A 19,086-nucleotide genomic window follows, 5' to 3' on the forward strand; every position below is an offset into this window, starting at 1 on the left:
CCTCTCCGATCTCGAGGGCATCGGATCTGGAGGGCATCGACAGTGCCGTCGTGCCATGATGCATGCATGGTTGTCCCGCCGGCCCACTCCGCAGCTACGCGCCAGATCCTGGCGGGACTCCCGGCTCATCGACGAGAAACTTTCCAGCTCAGGTACGAACTGTGGTGGCCCGATCTGCACGACGCCGTCACCGCGATCTATCCGGACCCCGACGCCGTAGTGTCGCGCCTGGTGGAAGCTGCTGCTGCCGGCTTTGCGCAGCGCCCTGCGGAGTTGCACCGGTTGGACGAGCGCAGGCTTCTACGGCCCGACTGGTTTCAACGGCCGAATATGTTCGGCTACGCCTGTTATGTCGATCGGTACGGCGACACCTTGGCGGGTCTCGGGCAGCGACTCGATCATCTCACCGACCTGGGAGTGACGTATCTGCACCTGATGCCGCTACTGGCTACGCGGCCGGGCGACAACGACGGTGGCTATGCGGTCACCGACTACCGATTGGTCCGCCCCGACCTGGGAACCAACGAGGACCTGAGCGCACTCGCGAGAACGCTACGTGAGCGCGACATCAGCCTCGTCGTCGATCTCGTCGTCAATCATGTTGCCCGCGAGCATGAATGGGCTGAGAAGGCGCGTTCTGGCGACCAGAGATTCCGTGACTACTTCTTGATCTACCCGGATCGAAGTACACCGGATTCGTTCGAACGGACGCTGCCCGAGGTGTTTCCCGACTTCGCGCCGGGCAGCTTCACCTTCGACGACCGCATGGGGGAGTGGGTGTGGACCACTTTCAACGAATGGCAATGGGACTTGAACTGGGCCAATCCGAATGTGTTGCTCGAGTTTGCAGACATCGTCATGCACCTTGCGAACCTCGGTGTGGAAGTTCTTCGGTTGGACGCGATCGCGTTCCTGTGGAAGCGACTCGGAACCAATTGTCAGAATCAGCCCGAGGTCCACGCCATCACCCAGGCCCTGCGGGCAACGGCACGGCTCGCTGCGCCGTCCGTGCTGTTCAAGGCCGAAGCGATCGTCGGGCCCCGAGATCTGATGCCCTACCTGGGTCTGGGCCCGCACACCGGTCGGGTCTCCGACATCGCGTACCACAACAGTCTGATGGTGCAGGTGTGGTCGATGCTGGCGACCGGCAGTACAGCCCTGGCTCGGCACGCCCTCGCCTCGCTGCCCCCGACACCGCCGAGCGGCACCTGGGTGACGTACGTCCGATGCCACGACGACATCGGCTGGGCGATCGACGACGGCGACGCCACCGCGCTGGGGTTGACGGGCGCAGGGCACCGTCACTTTCTCGCCGAGTGGTACAGCGGTGAATTCGATGGCTCCTGGGCCGAAGGACTCGTATTTCAGCACAACGAAGAGACCGATGACCGCCGAATCAGCGGCACCGCAGCAGCATTGAGTGGACTCGGCCCGTCGCGGCTGGATCCGGACGGAGCGTTCGCCCGCATCTTTCTCGCGTACGCCGTCATCTCGGTGTGGGGTGGCATCCCCGTCGTGTGGAGCGGAGATGAGCTGGGATCCCCCGGTGACGCGGAGTGGGCCGCCGAACCCGGGCACGGCGACGACAATCGCTGGGTCCACCGTCCCCGCATCACCGACGAAGACCGTGCACGACGCCTGATAGCCGGCACCGACGAGCAGCGAGTGTTCGACGGGATCGCACGTATCGCCAGAATCCGCGCAGGTCTGCCGATGTTGCACGCAGAGGCGCCGGTGGACCTGCCGACCGACTTCGACGACGGCCTCTTGGTGGTCCGTCGACGCCACCCCAGTGGCACCCTTCTCGCACTGTTCAACATGACCGCCGAGCATCGGCCGTTTCCGTATTCGCATGTGCTCGATCTCGGTGTCGAACACCCTCGGGAAGTCCTCGCGCAGCACGATGTGGTGGCCGACGAGTTCGGTTCGGTATGGATGCCGCCCTACGCCGCATGGTGGATCATCTGACTGCGGGTATCACCGGAACCGCAGCCCTTCGGCCACTGGAAACATTCTTTTCATTACGCTGTCACCTATGACACGACCTGCGATCGACTTGGACTACATCGTCCTCGACTGCCCCGACACCGCAGCCCTGGCCGCGTTCTACGGCGAGATGCTCGGGTGGGACATCGTCCGGTCGGAGAAGGATTGGACAATTCTCCAAGGCCCGGGCAATCTCCGATTGGCGTTTCAACAGGCCGAAGACTTCGTTCCGCTGAAATGGCCGTCGGAGGGGATCAAGAGTCACTTGGATCTGGTCGTCGACGACATGGCCGCCTCCGAGGAGTACGTAGTGGGGCTCGGCGCCACGAAAGTGACCGGGCCACTCGATCAGCCGAGTTTCACCGTGTTCCGGGACCCCGTCGGTCATCTCTTCTGTCTGTGCCTGCGTTGACCTGAAAGTCACGCTGCTCGCGACACCGTGCCCATCGTTGCCTGCACTTGCAGCCACTGCGCCAGGATTTGGCAACCGGTCAGACCGCTCGCATCGAGGGGCTCACTCGCGTAGGCGATGTGGCGATCTCCGGACGGATTGGATATGCGCCACCTCCGCCACACCAATGTCCTGGGCAGATATCCGCTGAGTTCGGTGGCGGCGACGCGCAGGCGTCGTATGTCTTTCCGCCACTGCTTCGGCGACAGGTGTGTCTTGGCAGCATTTTGAAAGCCATTGCTACGCAGCAGTATCCACAGTTGCTGTAGCCACACTTTCGGAGTGCGAAACGACATCGATCGGGTGAGGTCGGCGATGTCGCGAATGTAGCTGTCGTCGCTTGCATTGCAGATCATGTCCGCGGGTTGTCCGATCCAGATCACCGCGACCGAGTCCGGAAGCGTCGGTCCGTCCCCGGCAACCCCACGTCCCGAGCATTCGGGCACGGCGCCCGCAGGTTGTTGGGGATCGGAGATCAACCCGGCGGCGGCGACGCCAGGAAGGTGCACCTCGCCCCGTGCAAGAAGGCCCAATACTTCACGGATGACCGAACAGCCCTGGGAATAGCCGATGAGTGCAATCGGTCCCGTGGTGACCTGGATCGCCGAGATCAGACGTCGGACACCGAGCTCGGTGCTGTGCGAGAAGCTGAGGCCACCGACTGCCACCGGCCCATACGACGCGGGGTAGCCGACCCACCGTCTGTCGAATCTTTCATCCAATTCTCTGGTGACGCTGCTCAGCAGCCCGGAGACCTCGGTGCGGTCGTCGTCCGGGTGAGACTCACCGGTGCCACCGACCGCGAGCACCGTCATCTGCGTCATATTCACCAGCATGCGTGAGGAGTCTGAGGCCAGCCCCCGCACAATGCTGAGAAGAGTCTGTCAAAGAGGTCGGCCGAGGTGATCGGCCATCTCGTCGACCGCGTCGTGAACGAGTCCTGCGTAGACATCCGGGTCGTTCACCGCCGAGGCGCTCGAGGTGACGCTGATGGTCACCACGTCGCCGATGCCATGAACGCCGTGGGTGAGGCTCATGACTGGGGACAGTGCCGGAAAGCCTGCGGTGAATCGGACGCGCCCGCCGCCCAAGGTGAGATCGGCGGATCCGCGATTCACACTCGACACGACGGTATTGCCGGTGACCGTATCGGGTATGACGGTGGGGTCGAACTGACGGATTCCCCATCTCAGTAGTACTGCAGGCACCATCTCGGACGCGAGAGCCTGTGCGGCCATGGCCGGATGATCGGCACGCGCACGACGATCGCGGAGGGCTGCCGAAATGTGCTTCGCTCGCTCGAGCGGGTCGGCGATACCCGGATAGAGATCGATACCTGCATTACGAAAGTGATTGCGGGCTCGTCGCGGCCCGCTCTTTCCCAGCGTGACCTCTGCGCCGAGCAACTCCGGAACAGGGTCGCCGCAGCGTCTCAGATAGTTCGACAGCGCGATGGACACTGCCGTGATGGCGCCGACTGTGACGGTAATCCCAGGACCGCACAGCTCGGCACGGTCCCGGACGACGGTTCGGATGCTTGTCTCACCCGCGGGCGCAACGTTGACGCGGATCTTCTCCCTGCCGGGCGACTGCGGGGGTATCGACCCCGCAGTGGTGTCGGCTGCGAGTGCCCTTTCGAGCTCTCGAGCGCGGCGCGATTGCGTGATGAACTGGACGGGACGGAAGCGTCCGCGGGGGTTGTGCAGCGGGGCGGACGAATCAGATTCGCCGAACAGCCGTCGTGCGAGTGCGGAGGCGACACGCCCGTCACCGAGGGCATGTGAAACCTGTAGCACTGCAACGAGTGCGGGCCCTGTGCACCGTGGTGCCGCGGAGACAGAGTCGAAAAGATGTAGTAGCCAAGGAGTTTCGAGTGAATCGACGGGACGGGTGAACAACGCGGCGACGGCTCGCAGGCATCCTGTCCATGTTCCCTCGGGCAGAGTATGCGTGATGACCTGCTGCGGTCCGACGGTCATCGGCACGGTCCGCGGATAACCGAAGGCATCGGAGAAGCGGATACCGAGTTCGGGGACGCGCCGGGCATTCGACACGAGTTGATCCACGACGTCGACGGCAGCGGTACTCGCGTCGAAGCAATAGAGCAGAAATTGGTCGTTCGGAATTTTCGAAGACATCCAATAGGCCTGCGCGTCGGTCGGGTGTAAACGTCCGGACATCTGCACAGAATAGTCGAAATCTCAGCGAGAAACTGAAACACGTTCTAATGTCAATCGAATGGAACGGTTGAGCGGACTGGACGCGAGCTTTCTATACCTCGAAACTCCTGAGCAGCCACTGAATGTGTGCGGTCTCATCGAACTCGAAGCGGTGGGTGATGACGTCGACTACGACGCCGATGCCCTGAAGGTCGAGCTATTGCGTCGGCTGGAGGGCATTCCAACGCTCCGTAAGAAGCTCCACGACAGCGTCTTCAATCTCGACCACCCTGTCTGGGTCGAAGACGAGAACTTCGACATCGACAAGCATTTCCACCGCATGACTCTCCCTGCGCCCGCAGGAAAAGAAGAAGTCGCGGAGGCATGTGCGCATTTCTCCGTGCAACCCCTGGAGCGTTCGCGGCCGCTGTGGGAGATGTGGGTGCTCGAAGGGGCGAAGAACGGCAAGACTCCCATTTTTCTGAAGATGCATCACTCGACGGTCGACGGAATCTCGGCAGCGAACATCATTTCGCTACTGTGCAGCATAGATCGGGATGCGGAGCCGCTCCCACCGTCTCCGGGAGTCGGATCGGTCAACAACTTCGACCTTGCGGTGGGAAGCGCAGTCTCGTTCGCAAGCAGGCCCCTGCAGGCACTCACGATTCTGCCTGCCACGGTACGAACCCTCACCGGATGGATCGGGCGGGCCCGGAGCGGACGCGCTATGCCTGCGCCGTTCGCAGCACCGCGAACGCAATTCAACGGCACGCTCAGTCGGCACCGCAGCGTTGCCTTCGAGCAACTGAAACTCTCCGACGTCAAGGAAATAAAGAACGCATTCGACGCCAAAGTGAACGACGTCGTACTGGCCATGTGTGCGGGTGCAATCCGTATCTATCTCGAAAAGTCCGATGGTCTACCGGAAGAATCGCTCATCGCCGTCGTCCCGGTGTCGGTACACGAGAAAAGCAGCAGACCCGGGACCAATCAGGTATCGGCAATGTTCGCATCTCTGGCCACCGACATAGACGACCCGGTAGAACGATTGCTCGCGATCTCCGCGAGCCATGAGGTCGGCAAGGATCACAACAGGGAAATCGGTGCGACCCTGCTACAGGACTGGGCCCAATTTGCCTCTCCAGCAACATTTGCAGCGGCGATGAGGGCCTACGCGGCTCTCGATCTCGCCCAGCATCACCCCGTCGTGCACAACCTGGTGATGTCGAATGTCCCCGGTCCACCGATGCCGCTGTATTTCCTCGGGGCCAAGGTGACCGGAATGTTTCCTCTAGGGCCGATATTGCACGGAGCCGGTCTCAACATCACCGTCATGTCCGGTGACGGGCGCCTCGACATCGGTCTGATCGCAGACCGTGAACAAACACCGGACTTGGATCGGCTCGCCGACGCGATGGGCGAGTCTCTCGCAGAGCTTCTGACGGCAGCACAAACACGAACAAAGGAGAGCTGATGCGGGTGCTCGTCACCGGCGGTACCGGTTTCGTTGGGGCATGGACCGCGAAGGCGGCCGTCGACGCCGGCCACGAAGTTCGTTTCCTGGTCAGAAATCCCGATAGATTGCAGACCAGCGCAGCCCAAATAGGCCTGGACGTCAGCGACTTCCGCCTCGGGGATATCACCGACGGTGATTCGATCTCGCGGGCCATGGATGGCTGCGACAGTGTCGTTCATGCCGCAGCAGTCGTCGCTACCGATCCATCTCGTGCCGAAGAGATGATCGCCACGAACATGCTGGGTGCGGAGAACGTGCTCGGAACTGCCGCCGCGCTGGGCTTGGATCCGATCGTGCACGTGTCGAGCTTCACGGCCCTCTTTCGTCCGGAGTTGGAGATGCTTCGCGCCGATCTTCCGGTCGTCGGCGGAACCGATGCATACGGACGCACCAAGTCCCAGGTCGACCTCTATGCACGCGGCATGCAGGACGGCGGTGCGCCAGTCGTCATCACTTACCCCGGCATGGTGCTCGGGCCTCCTGCGGGGGACCAGTTCGGTGAAGCCGCAGACGGCGTCGAATCCGCTCTGAAAATGCGCATGCTGCCCGGACGCAGCGCAGCCTGGACTGTCGTCGACGTCCGTGATCTGGCGGCGGTGCATGCGGCTTTGCTCGAACCCGGGCGTGGGCCGCGTCGCTACATGGTGGGTGGGAAGCGGATACCGATCGCATCGATTGCCGAGATGCTCCGCAAGATCACGGGTACGACAGTGCTCCCGGTTCCCGTTCCCGACGTCGCGTTGCGACTGCTGGGACGAGCATCGGACATCGTCGACTCGGTGTCGCCGATCGAGACTCCCGTTTCTCGTTCACCGATTTCCGAGGCGGCCATGCAGTACTACACACAGATGCCGCCTTCAGACGATTCACCGAGCGAAAAGGATCTGGGCGTGCACTACAGAGGTTCTCTCGACACGCTCGATGCCACGGTTGCAGGCCTGCGCAGCGTCGGACGGTTGTAACCGATCGCCACGTGACTTCGGCTCAACCCCAAGGGTATTCGTAGAAGCTCTTATCGAGACCAAATGCGGCGCCGCAAGAGCGGCGCCGCATTTGGTCGGTTCACGATCCGATCGGTGGAAAAAGCGTCAGCCGACGTTTACCAAGCCCACGGTCGGGAAGTAGAAGCAGTTGTTGACGCCGTCGGCAGTCTTGTGTTCGACGTTGCCGAACACAGCTGCGAGAACGGTTCCCGAGCCGGTTTCCACCGGCGCGAGGCGCGCCCCGGCGGCAGGCAACTTGGCGATCGCCGTGGTCAACGCGCCCCGTACCAACTCGGTAGTAATGGGGTCGAGCTTGGCGTTGTCGAGTATCGAATCGACGAATGTCGTAGTGGCTCCGCCCATGTCGGCGAATCCACCCTTCAAGGTGTTGACGTTGAACCACGCCACCTGCATGCCGGCCTTGTTCGCCGAGTCATCGACGATGCCCGCCGGGAGGAAGGCAAACATCGTCTCGCCCTTCTCGACAGCGTTGAGTGGGGGAAGCAATGGTGCCTTCGCGTTCGGCCAAGGCCCTCCCGCTGCTCCCGCTACGGCCGGAGAGATGCCGAAGGGTACGCCGGGAACCTCAGCACAATTGATGGCCGCTGTCGGATAGAAGAACGGCGTGATACCGAGGTCGGTAAGGATCCTGTTGGCGGTGTCGAGAGCCGCGAGAGGGTTGGCGTCGACGTCGTCGGCGACCGCAGTGCGTGCTCCCGAGATAGCGGTCGCTGCGGCAAGCGCAGGATCGGTAGCCGAGGTGCCCTGCTGCGCAAGCGCAGTCACTGCCTGCGACAGTGGATCCATTGGTGCGGGGTCCGCCGTCGCAGTGGCGGGCAGCGCAAGCAGAGCTGCGCAGGAGAGTGCGACTGTTCCAGCTATTCGACCGAACCGAGACGACATGTGTTGCTCCTGTGACTGGTGAAACCAATGTTACGAATGTGGTGATCCGACCACACTCGCGCATGAATTCTCAAGCCCAGAGGTCCTCGGTTATTCAATCGATACCCGCAGCAGACAGATGATTTCCAAGAATCAGCTAACCGACATTGATTCCGTAGTCGCGAACAATGCCCGTCAAACCGGACGCATAACCCTGTCCGATTGCCCGGAATTTCCATTCCTGACCTCGTCGGTACAACTCTCCGAACACCATGGCGGTTTCGGTCGACGCATCCTCGCTGAGATCGAAGCGAGCCAACTCGCGATTGTCGGCGCGATCGACCACCCGGATGAATGCGTTGACGACCTGGCCGAAATTCTGGCCCAGAGAATCGGCGTCGTGAATCGAGACCGGGAACACGATCGATTCGACTTTCGGTGAGAGTGCCACGAGATCGATGTCGATGCTCTCGTCATCACCCTCGCCCTCGCCCGTCCGGTTGTCGCCGGTGTGCTCGATGGCACCGTCCGGCGAACGGAGATTGTTGTAGAACACGAAGAACAGATCGTCGACAGACTTCTTGTTCGAGTCCAGACCGATTGCGCTTGCGTCCAGGTCGAAGTCGCCGCCCGTGGTGTCGCGGACGTCCCACCCCAGACCGACCGATACTGCCGTGAGGTTGGGGGCCTCCTTGGTCAGCGACACATTTCCGCCCTTGGAAAGCGTTACGCCCATGAAAATCTCTCCTTCGATCGTCCTGAACCGATAACTCCACAGTAGGTCGTGCCCGCGTGGGACGGCGAAGGTAAGTGCTCGCGCGTCTGTGCAGAGAGAGACAAATGATGCTGTGGAGCATGGAGTGACTAGCGGTACTGAAGTGAGTGTGGTGCAATACGCAAACCGAAAAAGGTAGCAGCGCCGACATGTATCAGCGGTGCGACACGCCGAATCGGTCTAACGAAGTGGGGGCTTGAAGTGCACGTTTCACGACGCGAGTTGTTCAAATACGCGGCGGTGGGCTCGGCCACTGCCGTCGGATTGGCGACATTGGGCGCCCGTACAGCAGCGCACGCCGACGGCTTGGGCACGCTTGTCGACTATTCGGGCGGGGTCCCCTCGCCGGAGGCGATCAAAGCGGCAGGCCACCTCGGCGCCGTTCGCTATGTTTCCGATCGCAGACCAGGTGCCGAATGGATGCTCGGCAAGCCGATGAAGCGTGACGAGGCCGATGCGCTGACCGAAGCAGGGTTGGAAGTTGTGTCCAACTATCAGTTCGGCAAGGGTGCAACGTCCGACTGGAGAGGCGGATACGCGGCGGGGGTAAAGCATGCGAACCGGGGCGTGGAACTGCATCGAGCCGCCGGTGGACCCCAGAACCGTCCTATCTACGCCTCTATCGACGACAATCCCACCGCGGTCGAGTTCGCCACGATGATTGCGCCGTACATCCTCGGTTGGCAATCTGTCGTCGGAGGCGAGAACACCGGGATCTACGCCAATTCGCCGACTATCGAATTGGCGTCGATAGCTGGGCTCTGCCAATGGTATTGGCAGCACAATTGGGGTACTCCGAAAGGTTTCCGGCACCCCGCCGCGCATCTACATCAAGTGCAGATCGACAAAGGAAAGGTCGATGGCATCGCCGTGGACATCAATGTAATTCTCAAACCGGACTACGGCCAATGGTCCCTAGCCTGAATTCCGAAAGAAAGACGATATGAATCTCATCGATGTAATTTATACGATCGCCGGTTATATCTATCAGTACTTGTCGGATTCCTTCGCTTCGTGATTCGAGTCTCGTCCACTGGATTCGAGTACCAATAGCAGAAAAGCGATGGCTGCGAGCGCGGCGACTGCGCAGGAGAACACCACCCCAGCTGTGACGAGGCCCCAGGTATTCGCGGCTGCGCCTGCTCCGATCACGGGCACCGAGATGGCGATGTACAGGACTACGAAGAATGTCGACGTCACTTCGGCGCGTCGATCCGCCGGTAGTTCTGCGGTCACCGTCGACATTCCCTTGCTGAACGTCACTCCCTGCCCGACTCCACTCACCACGGCGCTCAAAATCAGCAGGGGCAACGACGCTGTCAGCAAGGAAATTGCGAGGGCTACGACTCCGGCGAACAGTACGACGCACCCTGCCCGCAGCGCGAACGACGTATCCAGGGCGCTGAGCCCGATCTGAGCGGCCGCGGACGAGGCAAACAACACGAAGACGACAGTGCCTGTCACAGCGTGGTCCTCGATGCCGAGGACGCTGGTCATGAAGCCCGGAGAGACGCCGGTGAACAGACCCAGAACGGCGAATCCGGCGAAGCCGGCAATGGAAGCACGCAAAAACGTGCCGCGGAGCGGCGCCGGAATCGACAGTCTCTGCAGGTGCGGTCTGGCTCCGCGTGCAACTTTCACCGTCTCGGGGGAGAGGTACACCGCGACCGCCGCCAGCACCAGCAAACCGATATCGACGATGTATGTCAGCTGCATCGGGTGCGGTAGATACTGAACCAGCACACCGGCAAGAAGTGGCCCGAGACCGAGTCCACCGATATTCGCTGCCGTCGCAATCGCCGGTGCGTGTGCGCGCCACTTGTCCGGCACCAATTCCACCAATGTCACGGTGGCGGTTCCGACGAATATGCCCGCCGACAAGCCCGAGAGCACCCGTCCGATCAGCAGAGCGGTGAGCGATCCGGCGAAAATGAACACCAACGCGCTGACGATGCCGAATGCGATCCCGGCAAGCAGCATCGGGCGACGACCCAGGGAGTCCGACCAACGACCGAACGCCAGGAGTGCAGTAAGCACTCCCAGCGCGTAGGCGGCAAAGATTATCGTGACGACGAAAACGGAGAATCCGAACTCGACCTGGTACAGCGAGTAGACCGGTGTCGGCATCGTGGTGCCGATCATTGCTACCGCAAATGCATAGGTAATCGCAACGAATGCGAGGGGTCTGCTCACGAGCAGACCCTACTCACATGATGATCAGGCTACGTAGAAGGTCCCGATCGTAGGAAGGAATCCGCAGCTCCGCGCCGGTGCAGCGGCATCTTCGACCGACTGAGTGGTAATGGAACCGGACGCGACGGCAAGGACGCGTCCCGGTCCGGTATCAGCAATACCGGAGACCGTGGCAGGCCCGCCCGGGTTGATGGCCGATGCTCCGGTCAACTCCTGGGTGCCGGTACGACGATTGTCGAGATTGAGCCACGTCACGGTGAACGGTGACTCCTGCTGAGCAGCAAGGGGTGCTGTGCCGAGGGCGGTGAAAACGAAGCCGGCGTGGCCTGCTGCAGGTCCGGGAGGCGGAAGCGTTGCGGGGCCGGGTACGGCCAGCGCGGTGCCGATGGAATCTGCCGTGTCCGAGATGCAGCCTTTACCGATGGTCGGGTAGAGGAACTGCGCGATGACCGGCCCGTCGGAAGGAGGCAGTTCTGGTCCGCCGCCACCGGATCCGTCGAGGAACGTGATGACCCTTGTAAGAGTGGCTTTCACCGTCTCGGGAATGGCGGGATTGTCCAGCAGCTGACGTGCCTGGGCGAGGAGATCGCCCTGCGGGCCCGCTGCGACGTCGGTCGGACCTGCGGCGGCACCCATGATGGCGGGGGCGAACGATGCAAGTGCTTCGATCTGCGCGTAGTCCGGCAGAGGCTGGTCCGGAGCGGGGAGGAACATGGGAGGCAGCTCGGCTGCAGGCGGTGCTGGCTCTGCAGAAGCAAAGGTCGGCAGCGCGAGCACAGCGGCGCATGCCACCGCCGCAACAGTGACGACTTTGCGTGTTACCCCGGTACGAAGCACTTGATTTTCCCCATCCTGATCGTAAAACGGGCCATGAAGCGGTTGTTGGCTCGAGGGGTCACTCTATGTATCCGACCCTTGCTTGTACAGCCGGTACTTTCGGGCGTTGTCCGACTCTGTGCGGGCGCGACTCGGCATTGACCGTCCACGGACATTAGCGTGTTACAGAAGTGAATAGTGTGATTGGTGATGCAAATGTTATTTGTGAACATCCATGACGATCGTCCACATTTTCTGTGAACCGCGTGGGCGAAGCCCGATCGGGTTCCCTATAAAAACCTTGATCGGGCTTCTTATAAGCTCGGCTGTCGATCTCGAACCGAGACGACCGAACAGCACCGAGCGGGAGCGAGAGACAACAGGTGAACCGACTGGTTCGATACGCCCCCTTACTGCTTGCGCTGTCAGTCCTGGCCCGACTCGCCTGGGCCTTCGCAACGCCCAACGGGATGAACCTCGTCGACCTGCACGTCTACGTGGACGGTTCGGCAGCATTGCTGAAAGACGATCTCTACAACTTCACCTACTCGGTGAAGACTCCCGACTTTCCGCTTCCGTTCACCTATCCGCCGTTCGCAGCGTTGGTCTTCTTGCCATTGCACTATCTGCCGTTCACCGTCGTCGGGATCGCCTGGCAGTTGGCGACGATGGCAGCGATGTTCCTTCTCATCAAGCTCAGCCTCGGACTGATGCTCGGGGACGACGTGGCAGGCACCTTTCGGTGGACCCGCATCGCCATGGCATGGACAGCGCTGGCCCTGTGGACCGAACCCGTGCGCACTACTCTCGACTACGGGCAGGTCAACGTCTTCCTTGCACTGGGTGCCATCGTGGCGATCAGAAGTACGCGTTGGTGGGTGGCAGGTGGACTCATCGGTTTCGTCGCCGGAATCAAGCTCACGCCGGCGATAACCGGGCTCTATTTCCTGGCCACGAAGCGCTGGAAGGCGGCGATCTTTTCTGCCGTCGCCTTCGCTGCCACGGTCGCGCTCAGTTACCTGGTTCTCGGCCATCAAGCAGGGACCTACTTCACCACCCTCCTCGGTGACGCCGATCGAATCGGGCCGGTCGGCTCGGTGTGGAACCAGTCGCTGCGCGGAGCAATGAGCCGGATCGCCGGACACGACATCGGATCCGGGCCGCTGTGGATCGGCGGCGTCGTCATCGTCTCCGCTCTCGCAATCGCCGCATGGCGCTCGCTACGACGCGACGATCGACTCGGCATCCTCCTTGTCGTTCAACTGTTGGGGCTGCTCATCTCACCGATCTCGTGGTCACACCACTGGGTATGGGTGATGCCGCTGCTCGTGTGGCTCGTACACGGGCCGGATCGCGATGCTCTTCTCACGCGGATCGTGGCCGGGTATTGGCTGGTGACCAGCGTCATCGGCATCCCCTGGATCCTCAGCTTCTTCCAGGAGTCGATCTGGCTCGTATCCCGTCCAGGAATACTCGCCTGGCTCGGAACCGTCGACGTACTCGGTGCACTCCTCGTCTACATCCTGGCGATCTACCTGGGAAGGCGACGGGTCAATCTCGAATCAGCAGCTTCTCGATCTCGCGAGCCAGATCCACGTCCTTCGACGTGAGCCCGCCCTCGGAGTGCGTGGACAGCGTGAAGGTCAACTTTCGCCATCGGATATCGATGTCGGGATGGTGCCCCGCAGCCTCGGCAGCGGTCGCCACCCTCGACACGAACTGGATCGCCGCCGGAAACGTCGGCAACTCGACCGTTCGGGTGATCGAGGAGTCATCGAGACTCCACTCCGGCAGACTGCTCAGTGCGTCGTCGATCTCGGCGTTGGACAGTAGTTCACTCATGGGAACGATCCTGACATGACCGAAGCCGAAAAATCAGCTGGTTCCGCTCCCGACATCACCGCTCCCGCCGTCGTGGTGGCCGGTGCCATCGTCGCCGACGGGCTACTCCTACTCGCTCAGCGAGCCCGTCCACCGGAGCTCGCGGGTCTGTGGGAGCTTCCAGGAGGAAAGGTCGAACCCGGCGAAAGCGACGCTCGGGCGTTGATGCGTGAGCTACACGAGGAGCTCGGCGTCGACACTTCTGTAGGAGTGCAGTTGGCCGGCGATGTCCCCCTCGGAGCCGGGCGAATTCTGCGGGCCTATCGCGTGGAACTGGTCGCGGGATCGCCTGCCCCGCTGGATCATTCAGATCTACGGTGGGTCGACGCCGCAGGCCTGCGAGAGATGGATCTGGTCGATGCGGACCGCGAATGGGTAACCGAACTTGCGCTGATGCTCAGGTAGAGCGGGCCTTCTTCAGACCCTTCTTCAGGTCCTTGCCGGAGACGCCCTGATCTTCGAGCTTCTTCATCCTCATGATCACCACGGGACACTTGATGCAGCGTGTCTTCTTCCGGCAACATTTTTTCTTGGGCTTGAGGCCCGACACCTTCTTGGCCTTGATCTTGCCCATGTGAACGTCTCCGAAAATCTCGCATTTCAAGGTGAACTTGTGGAAAAGGGTACTGCGTGTCACAGGTCACCCTGGGGTAGCGGGTAAACTTGTTCAGTCGCGAGATTCTCGCGGTGCAGCGCGCTTCTCTAGCGTCATAAGCCCGCTAGCGAACAAGAGCCCGCATTCAACCCAGGAGAACCTTTCGCGTGAGCGCCCCAAGCAGTGCAGATAACATCGACAGCACCACCACCTTTCGCAACGTAGCCATCGTTGCACACGTCGACCATGGCAAGACCACGCTGGTCGACGCCATGCTCCGGCAGTCGGGAGCGTTCGAGGAACGCGCCGAAGCGATCGATCGCGTGATGGACTCGGGTGACCTCGAGAGGGAAAAGGGCATCACGATTCTGGCCAAGAACACGGCCGTTCACCGACGTAACCCCGACGGCACCATGACCGTCATCAACGTCATCGACACCCCCGGGCACGCCGACTTCGGTGGCGAGGTCGAACGCGGCCTGTCCATGGTCGACGGCGTCGTCCTTCTCGTCGATGCATCAGAGGGTCCGCTACCGCAGACCCGCTTCGTGCTGCGCAAGGCGCTCGCTGCGTCGCTGCCCGTCATCTTGGTCGTGAACAAGACCGATCGACCCGACGCACGAATCGAAGAGGTCGTCTCCGAGAGTCACGACCTGCTTCTCGATCTCGCTTCCGACCTCGACGACGAAGCCTCCGAGGCTGCCGAGCTCGCCCTCGACCTTCCTGTTCTCTACGCCTCCGGCCGTGAGGGCAAGGCATCGAAGGTTCAGCCCGAGAATGGCAACGCTCCCGATGCGGAGAACCTCGACGAACTGTTCGAGGTCCTGCTGAGCTACGTTCCTGCTCCCAAGGGAAGCGTCGACGCACCTCTGCAGGCACACGTCACCAACCTCGATGCTTCCGCATTCTTGGGTCGCCTCGCTCTGGTTCGCATCCACAACGGCCAGCTCAGCAAGGGCCAGACCGTGAGCTGGATGCGTGAGATCGACGGCGAGCCCGTCGTCCAGAAGACGAAGATCACCGAGCTGCTCAACACCATCGGTGTCGAGCGCGTACCGGGTGAGAAGGGTGTTGCAGGTGACATCGTCGCCGTTGCAGGCTTCCCTGACATCATGATCGGTGACACCCTCGCCGACCTCGAGAACCCTGTCGCATTGCCGCGGATCACCGTCGACCAGCCGGCGATCTCGGTCACCATCGGCACCAACACGAGCCCGCTCGTCGGCCGCGTCAGTGGTCACAAGCTGACCTCGCGCATGGTCAAGAGCCGTCTCGATCAGGAACTCGTCGGCAACGTCTCGCTGAAGGTTCTCGACATCGGCCGTCCCGATGCCTGGGAGGTCCAGGGTCGTGGTGAGTTGGCCCTCGCCATCCTCGTCGAGCAGATGCGTCGTGAAGGCTTCGAGCTGACCGTCGGCAAGCCTCAGGTGGTCACCCGTCAGGTCGACGGCAAGCTGCATGAGCCGTTCGAAGAACTGACCGTCGACTCCCCGGAGGAATACCTCGGCGGTGTCACTCAGTTGCTCGCCGCACGCAAGGGCAAGATGGTGCAGATGACGAACCACGGCGCAGGTTGGGTTCGTATGGAGTTCATCGTTCCCTCGCGTGGCCTCATCGGTTTCCGCACCGACTTCCTCACCGACACGCGTGGCACCGGTATCGCCAACGCTGTCTTCCATGGTTACGGACCGTGGGCAGGGGAGATTCGCGCACGCCACACCGGTTCGCTCGTCTCCGACCGCGCAGGCAGCGTCACCCCGTTCGCGATGATCCAGCTGGCGGACCGCGGCACATTCTTCGTCGAGCCGGGCGTCGACACGTACGAGGGCATGGTCGTGGGCATCAACCCGCGTCAGGAAGACCTCGACATCAACGTCACACGCGAGAAGAAGCTGACGAACATGCGTCAGTCTTCGGCAGACGTGATGGAGACTCTCGCCAAGCCGAAGAAGATGGACCTGGAAATGGCCATGGAATTCTGTGCAGTCGACGAGTGCGTCGAAGTGACCCCCGAGGTCGTTCGCGTCCGTAAGGTGCACCTCGATTCCAACGAGCGCGCTCGTGAGCGTTCGCGCAGCAAGTCGCGTGACAAGGCTGCTCTCTAAAGAGCGGTAGCTTTCGTATATTGCGCTGGACGCGCGTGTATGCGCAGTCGGTCTCGACAGAAGACTGCGCATACACGCGCTACGACGAAGGAGATGCATTTGCGGCGAGCGCGCCCCCTGGGCATCGGCACCATCGCCTTGGTTCTGCCCACTCTGGTTCTCGCAGCATGCACCGCCAACCCGCCGCCTCCGGTCGAGAGCGAACCGACACCCGTCATCACGACGACGGAAGTTCCCGTCGAAACCGGAGATCCCGTCGTCGTCGCAATCGACGATGTCGGCATCGGATTCAATCCGCACCTCTTGTCGGACCAGTCGCCTGCCAACTCCGCGGTGAGCGCGCTCGTCCTACCGAGTCCGTTTCGGCCGGCCACCGATCCGTCCAACCCCGCGGTCACCGTGTGGGTCCAGGACCCTTCGCTGTTGTTGTCGGCGGAGGTGACGTCGCAGAATCCGTTCACGGTCACCTATCAGCTCCGCAACGAAGCTCAGTGGTCCGACAGTTCGCCGATAGCCGCCGAGGATTTTCGGTATCTCTGGCAACAGATGATCTCGCAACCCGGAGTCGTCGACCCGGCAGGATACGGCCTCATCGACAACGTTGCCTCGTCCGGTGGGGGCAAGAGCGTTGCCGTGACATTCGCTGAGCCATATCAGAATTGGCAACGGCTCTTCTCCGATTTGCTCCCGAGTCATCTCCTCAAAGATTCCCCCGGTGGCTTCGAAACCGGTCTCGTGGACAACGTGCCGGTCTCCGGCGGTCAGTTCAGTATCAAGTCGATCGACGAAGGACGAGACGAAATCCTTCTCGAACGCAACGATCGGTTCTGGGACGAACCGGCGAAGCCTGACCGAATTCTGCTTCGTCGAGGTGGGACCTCTGCCCAGCTTGCGGACTCGCTTCGGTCGAAAGACGCTCAAGTAGCCCAGGTTCGGGCAAGTACCGCTACGAGGGCGCAGCTCGCGGCAATACCAGGGGTTCGTACCGACGTCAGATTTCAGCCACGCGTTCTCGATCTGACCCTCAACGGCCGAACCGCGATGCTTTCGGATCCAAATGTGCGAGCGGGGATCCTCGGCCTTCTCGATCCGGCACTGTTGTCGACGGTTGCAGCCGGGACAGGGTCGGCCGATCACCCAGCGCGCGCTCAACTGTCGAGTCCGTCGGACCCTGGTTATGCCCCAACTGCTCCTGCTCCGATCGATCGCCAGAGCGCGCTGGCACTACTCGCCGGAGCCGGATTCGTGCCAGGTCCAGACGGGGCGCTCGAAAAAGACGGATTGCCAGTCGAATTCGTCATCGGAGCAGTAGAGGACGATTCCACCTCGCTCGCCGTCGCGAACACAGTTGCCGACCAACTTGCAGGCGTGGGCATCAATGCATCGGTGACCCCGTTGCCACCCGAAGAGTTGTACAGCACGGCACTCGTAGACGGCGGGGTCGACGCAGTGGTCGGATGGACAAGTGTAGGACACGATCCGGCGACCGTGATGGCGTCGAGATTCGGATGCCCACCGGCGCCGGCCCCGACTCAGTCGGGTGTCACCGACGATGCCAAGGCGCGTCCGCCGAGCAATCTCTCCGGTTTATGTGTGCCGGAGTTGCAGAATTCGGTGAATCTGGCTCTACGCGGCGAACTTCCGGCGGACCGGCTGGTTGCCGAAGCGGAGCCGAAGTTGTGGGCGTTGTCCGCAGTTCTTCCGATCATGCAGGATTCGTCCGTCGTTGCCGTGAGCAGCGGTGTCGAAGGTGTGTCGTTGGCAGGACCGATCGAGGTAGGCATCTTCGGTGATGCTGCGCAGTGGATGAGGACCAAGACCAAGTGAGACTGTTGCTCGTTCATGCGCATCCGGACGACGAAACCATCACCACCGGTGGAACTATCGCGCACTACGCGCGAGCCGGAGTCGAGGTTACGGTCCTCACGTGCTCGCTCGGCGAGGAAGGCGAAGTCATCGGTGACCGATGGGCAGGCCTTGTCGCAGACCGGGCCGATCAGCTCGGTGGATACCGAATTCTCGAATTGCACACGGCGCTTACGGTTCTCGGTGCCCAAAGACCGACATTCTTGGGTGGCGCCGGACGGTGGCGCGACTCCGGGATGGCGGGTACCCCGGCGGCGCTGAATCCGCGTGCGTTCGTCAACGCCGACCGTGACGAGGCTCTGTCGGCAATGCTTTCGGTCGTCCGCACGGTCCGGCCCCACGTCGTCATCGCCTACGACCCGGAGGGTGGGTACGGACATCCCGACCATCAGCAAGTGCATTCGCTGGTGACGGAGGCCGTCGATATCGCAGACAGTGACCGCTACCAGGATGTCGGCGCACCGTGGGCACCGCAGAAGCTCTACTGGACCGTCACCGGCGAAAAACAGCTTGTGCGTGGATTGGATTCGATCACGGACATTCCCGACGGCTGGCGAATGCCCGAGCCCAGTGAACTGCCCAGTGTGCCCGAGGCGACCATCACCACCTCGCTCGACGTGAGCAGCGTTCTCGACAGCAAACGCGCTGCTCTCGAAGCGCACGCCACCCAGGTGACTGTCGCGCCTTCGGGCACCGAGTACGCCTTGTCGAACAACATCGCGCAGCCGATCCTGGCTGAAGAACAGTTCGTTCTCGTTCGAGGCGATCGCGGAGAAGTCGATGCGTCGGGTAGGGAAAGTGACCTGTTTTCCGGCGTCGTAGAATATGATCTTTATCACTAGATCTTCTTCAGTGCGGTCGGCCGAGCAGGGGAACAC

At 61.7% G+C, this 19,086-nt stretch carries 18 protein-coding genes; 10 read left to right on the plus strand and 8 right to left on the minus strand.

Translation table 11 applies throughout. The annotated features are described in order from the left end of the window. Window positions 1-66: 66 nt before the first annotated feature. Both O1W68_RS15975 and O1W68_RS15980 read left to right on the plus strand, forming a co-directional pair. Window positions 67-1,968, plus strand: coding sequence for an alpha-amylase family protein (locus O1W68_RS15975; RefSeq protein ID WP_269305102.1), 1,902 nt, complete (start codon window positions 67-69; stop codon window positions 1,966-1,968). Between the two features lie 67 nt (window positions 1,969-2,035). Further along, window positions 2,036-2,398: a VOC family protein gene (locus O1W68_RS15980; protein WP_269305103.1), complete on the plus strand. Its 363-nt coding sequence runs from the start codon at window positions 2,036-2,038 to the stop codon at window positions 2,396-2,398. Window positions 2,399-2,406: 8 nt separating this feature from the next. On the opposite strand, the gene O1W68_RS15985 is transcribed toward O1W68_RS15980, so the two are convergent. Beyond that, complete coding sequence (locus tag O1W68_RS15985) at window positions 2,407-3,261, minus strand: PE-PPE domain-containing protein (protein WP_269305105.1); 855 nt, start codon at window positions 3,259-3,261, stop codon at window positions 2,407-2,409. A 60-nt stretch (window positions 3,262-3,321) separates the two neighbouring features. Beyond that, entirely contained in the window at window positions 3,322-4,617 is a 1,296-nt protein-coding gene (locus O1W68_RS15990) for a WS/DGAT domain-containing protein (RefSeq protein ID WP_269305107.1), read from the minus strand. Between the two features lie 58 nt (window positions 4,618-4,675). On the opposite strand from O1W68_RS15990, the gene O1W68_RS15995 reads away from it, so the two are divergent. Continuing rightward, the gene (locus O1W68_RS15995) at window positions 4,676-6,070 is read left to right on the plus strand and encodes a WS/DGAT/MGAT family O-acyltransferase (RefSeq protein WP_269305109.1); all 1,395 of its coding nucleotides are present in this window, start codon (window positions 4,676-4,678) and stop codon (window positions 6,068-6,070) included. Next, window positions 6,070-7,074 carry an NAD-dependent epimerase/dehydratase family protein gene (locus O1W68_RS16000; protein ID WP_269305111.1) on the plus strand — a complete coding sequence of 335 codons (1,005 nt, stop codon included), beginning with the start codon at window positions 6,070-6,072 and terminating at the stop codon, window positions 7,072-7,074. The genes O1W68_RS15995 and O1W68_RS16000 overlap by 1 nt, the downstream gene beginning before the upstream one ends. Window positions 7,075-7,200: 126 nt before the next feature. Here the strand turns inward: O1W68_RS16000 and O1W68_RS16005 are convergent, their stop codons facing one another. Both O1W68_RS16005 and O1W68_RS16010 read right to left on the minus strand, forming a co-directional pair. Next, the gene (locus O1W68_RS16005; RefSeq protein WP_269305113.1) at window positions 7,201-7,998 is read right to left on the minus strand and encodes a hypothetical protein; all 798 of its coding nucleotides are present in this window, start codon (window positions 7,996-7,998) and stop codon (window positions 7,201-7,203) included. A gap of 136 nt (window positions 7,999-8,134) precedes the next feature. After that, complete coding sequence (locus tag O1W68_RS16010; RefSeq protein WP_269305114.1) at window positions 8,135-8,713, minus strand: TerD family protein; 579 nt, start codon at window positions 8,711-8,713, stop codon at window positions 8,135-8,137. A gap of 240 nt (window positions 8,714-8,953) precedes the next feature. On the opposite strand from O1W68_RS16010, the gene O1W68_RS16015 reads away from it, so the two are divergent. Next, window positions 8,954-9,676, plus strand: a complete 723-nt coding sequence (locus O1W68_RS16015; RefSeq protein ID WP_269305116.1) for a DUF1906 domain-containing protein — start codon at window positions 8,954-8,956, stop codon at window positions 9,674-9,676. 63 nt (window positions 9,677-9,739) lie between these two features. Here O1W68_RS16015 and O1W68_RS16020 read toward each other — a convergent pair whose 3' ends face one another. Both O1W68_RS16020 and O1W68_RS16025 read right to left on the minus strand, forming a co-directional pair. Next, the gene (locus O1W68_RS16020) at window positions 9,740-10,945 is read right to left on the minus strand and encodes an MFS transporter (RefSeq protein WP_269305118.1); all 1,206 of its coding nucleotides are present in this window, start codon (window positions 10,943-10,945) and stop codon (window positions 9,740-9,742) included. 24 nt (window positions 10,946-10,969) lie between these two features. Continuing rightward, window positions 10,970-11,782 carry an Rv1157c family protein gene (locus O1W68_RS16025; RefSeq protein ID WP_269305119.1) on the minus strand — a complete coding sequence of 271 codons (813 nt, stop codon included), beginning with the start codon at window positions 11,780-11,782 and terminating at the stop codon, window positions 10,970-10,972. Window positions 11,783-12,144: 362 nt separating this feature from the next. On the opposite strand from O1W68_RS16025, the gene O1W68_RS16030 reads away from it, so the two are divergent. After that, complete coding sequence (locus O1W68_RS16030) at window positions 12,145-13,371, plus strand: mannosyltransferase (protein WP_269305121.1); 1,227 nt, start codon at window positions 12,145-12,147, stop codon at window positions 13,369-13,371. Here the strand turns inward: O1W68_RS16030 and O1W68_RS16035 are convergent. After that, complete coding sequence (locus tag O1W68_RS16035; protein WP_269305122.1) at window positions 13,313-13,603, minus strand: 4a-hydroxytetrahydrobiopterin dehydratase; 291 nt, start codon at window positions 13,601-13,603, stop codon at window positions 13,313-13,315. The genes O1W68_RS16030 and O1W68_RS16035 overlap by 59 nt on opposite strands. A gap of 15 nt (window positions 13,604-13,618) precedes the next feature. On the opposite strand from O1W68_RS16035, the gene O1W68_RS16040 reads away from it, so the two are divergent. Beyond that, window positions 13,619-14,047 carry a (deoxy)nucleoside triphosphate pyrophosphohydrolase gene (locus O1W68_RS16040; protein WP_269305124.1) on the plus strand — a complete coding sequence of 143 codons (429 nt, stop codon included), beginning with the start codon at window positions 13,619-13,621 and terminating at the stop codon, window positions 14,045-14,047. Here the strand turns inward: O1W68_RS16040 and O1W68_RS16045 are convergent. Beyond that, window positions 14,040-14,279: a hypothetical protein gene (locus tag O1W68_RS16045; protein WP_269305410.1), complete on the minus strand. Its 240-nt coding sequence runs from the start codon at window positions 14,277-14,279 to the stop codon at window positions 14,040-14,042. The two genes, O1W68_RS16040 and O1W68_RS16045, sit on opposite strands and share 8 nt — an antisense overlap. Before the next feature lie 125 nt (window positions 14,280-14,404). On the opposite strand from O1W68_RS16045, the gene typA reads away from it, so the two are divergent. From typA to mshB, 3 genes are all read left to right on the plus strand, one after another. Then, complete coding sequence (gene typA / locus O1W68_RS16050; RefSeq protein WP_269305127.1) at window positions 14,405-16,342, plus strand: translational GTPase TypA; 1,938 nt, start codon at window positions 14,405-14,407, stop codon at window positions 16,340-16,342. Window positions 16,343-16,435: 93 nt separating this feature from the next. Next, window positions 16,436-18,169, plus strand: a complete 1,734-nt coding sequence (locus O1W68_RS16055) for an ABC transporter family substrate-binding protein (protein ID WP_442972380.1) — start codon at window positions 16,436-16,438, stop codon at window positions 18,167-18,169. Then, on the plus strand, window positions 18,145-19,050 hold the full coding sequence (mshB, locus tag O1W68_RS16060) for an N-acetyl-1-D-myo-inositol-2-amino-2-deoxy-alpha-D-glucopyranoside deacetylase (RefSeq protein WP_269305131.1): 906 nt from the start codon (window positions 18,145-18,147) through the stop codon (window positions 19,048-19,050). The genes O1W68_RS16055 and mshB overlap by 25 nt, the downstream gene beginning before the upstream one ends. Window positions 19,051-19,086: the final 36 nt, after the last annotated feature.

This window comes from Rhodococcus sp. H36-A4, assembly GCF_027158005.1.
Classification (GTDB): domain Bacteria; phylum Actinomycetota; class Actinomycetes; order Mycobacteriales; family Mycobacteriaceae; genus Rhodococcoides.

Excerpts from the sequence above, each read along its gene's own strand:
- O1W68_RS15975 (WP_269305102.1), top strand. The coding sequence starts at position 67 with ATGGTTGTCCCGCCGGCCCACTCCGCAGCTACGCGCCAGATCCTGGCG.
- O1W68_RS15980 (WP_269305103.1), top strand. The coding sequence starts at position 2,036 with ATGACACGACCTGCGATCGACTTGGACTACATCGTCCTCGACTGCCCC.
- O1W68_RS15985 (WP_269305105.1), bottom strand. The coding sequence starts at position 3,261 with ATGACGCAGATGACGGTGCTCGCGGTCGGTGGCACCGGTGAGTCTCAC.
- O1W68_RS15990 (WP_269305107.1), bottom strand. The coding sequence starts at position 4,617 with ATGTCCGGACGTTTACACCCGACCGACGCGCAGGCCTATTGGATGTCT.
- O1W68_RS15995 (WP_269305109.1), top strand. The coding sequence starts at position 4,676 with ATGGAACGGTTGAGCGGACTGGACGCGAGCTTTCTATACCTCGAAACT.
- O1W68_RS16000 (WP_269305111.1), top strand. The coding sequence starts at position 6,070 with ATGCGGGTGCTCGTCACCGGCGGTACCGGTTTCGTTGGGGCATGGACC.
- O1W68_RS16005 (WP_269305113.1), bottom strand. The coding sequence starts at position 7,998 with ATGTCGTCTCGGTTCGGTCGAATAGCTGGAACAGTCGCACTCTCCTGC.
- O1W68_RS16010 (WP_269305114.1), bottom strand. The coding sequence starts at position 8,713 with ATGGGCGTAACGCTTTCCAAGGGCGGAAATGTGTCGCTGACCAAGGAG.
- O1W68_RS16035 (WP_269305122.1), bottom strand. The coding sequence starts at position 13,603 with ATGAGTGAACTACTGTCCAACGCCGAGATCGACGACGCACTGAGCAGT.
- O1W68_RS16040 (WP_269305124.1), top strand. The coding sequence starts at position 13,619 with ATGACCGAAGCCGAAAAATCAGCTGGTTCCGCTCCCGACATCACCGCT.
- O1W68_RS16055 (WP_442972380.1), top strand. The coding sequence starts at position 16,436 with ATGCATTTGCGGCGAGCGCGCCCCCTGGGCATCGGCACCATCGCCTTG.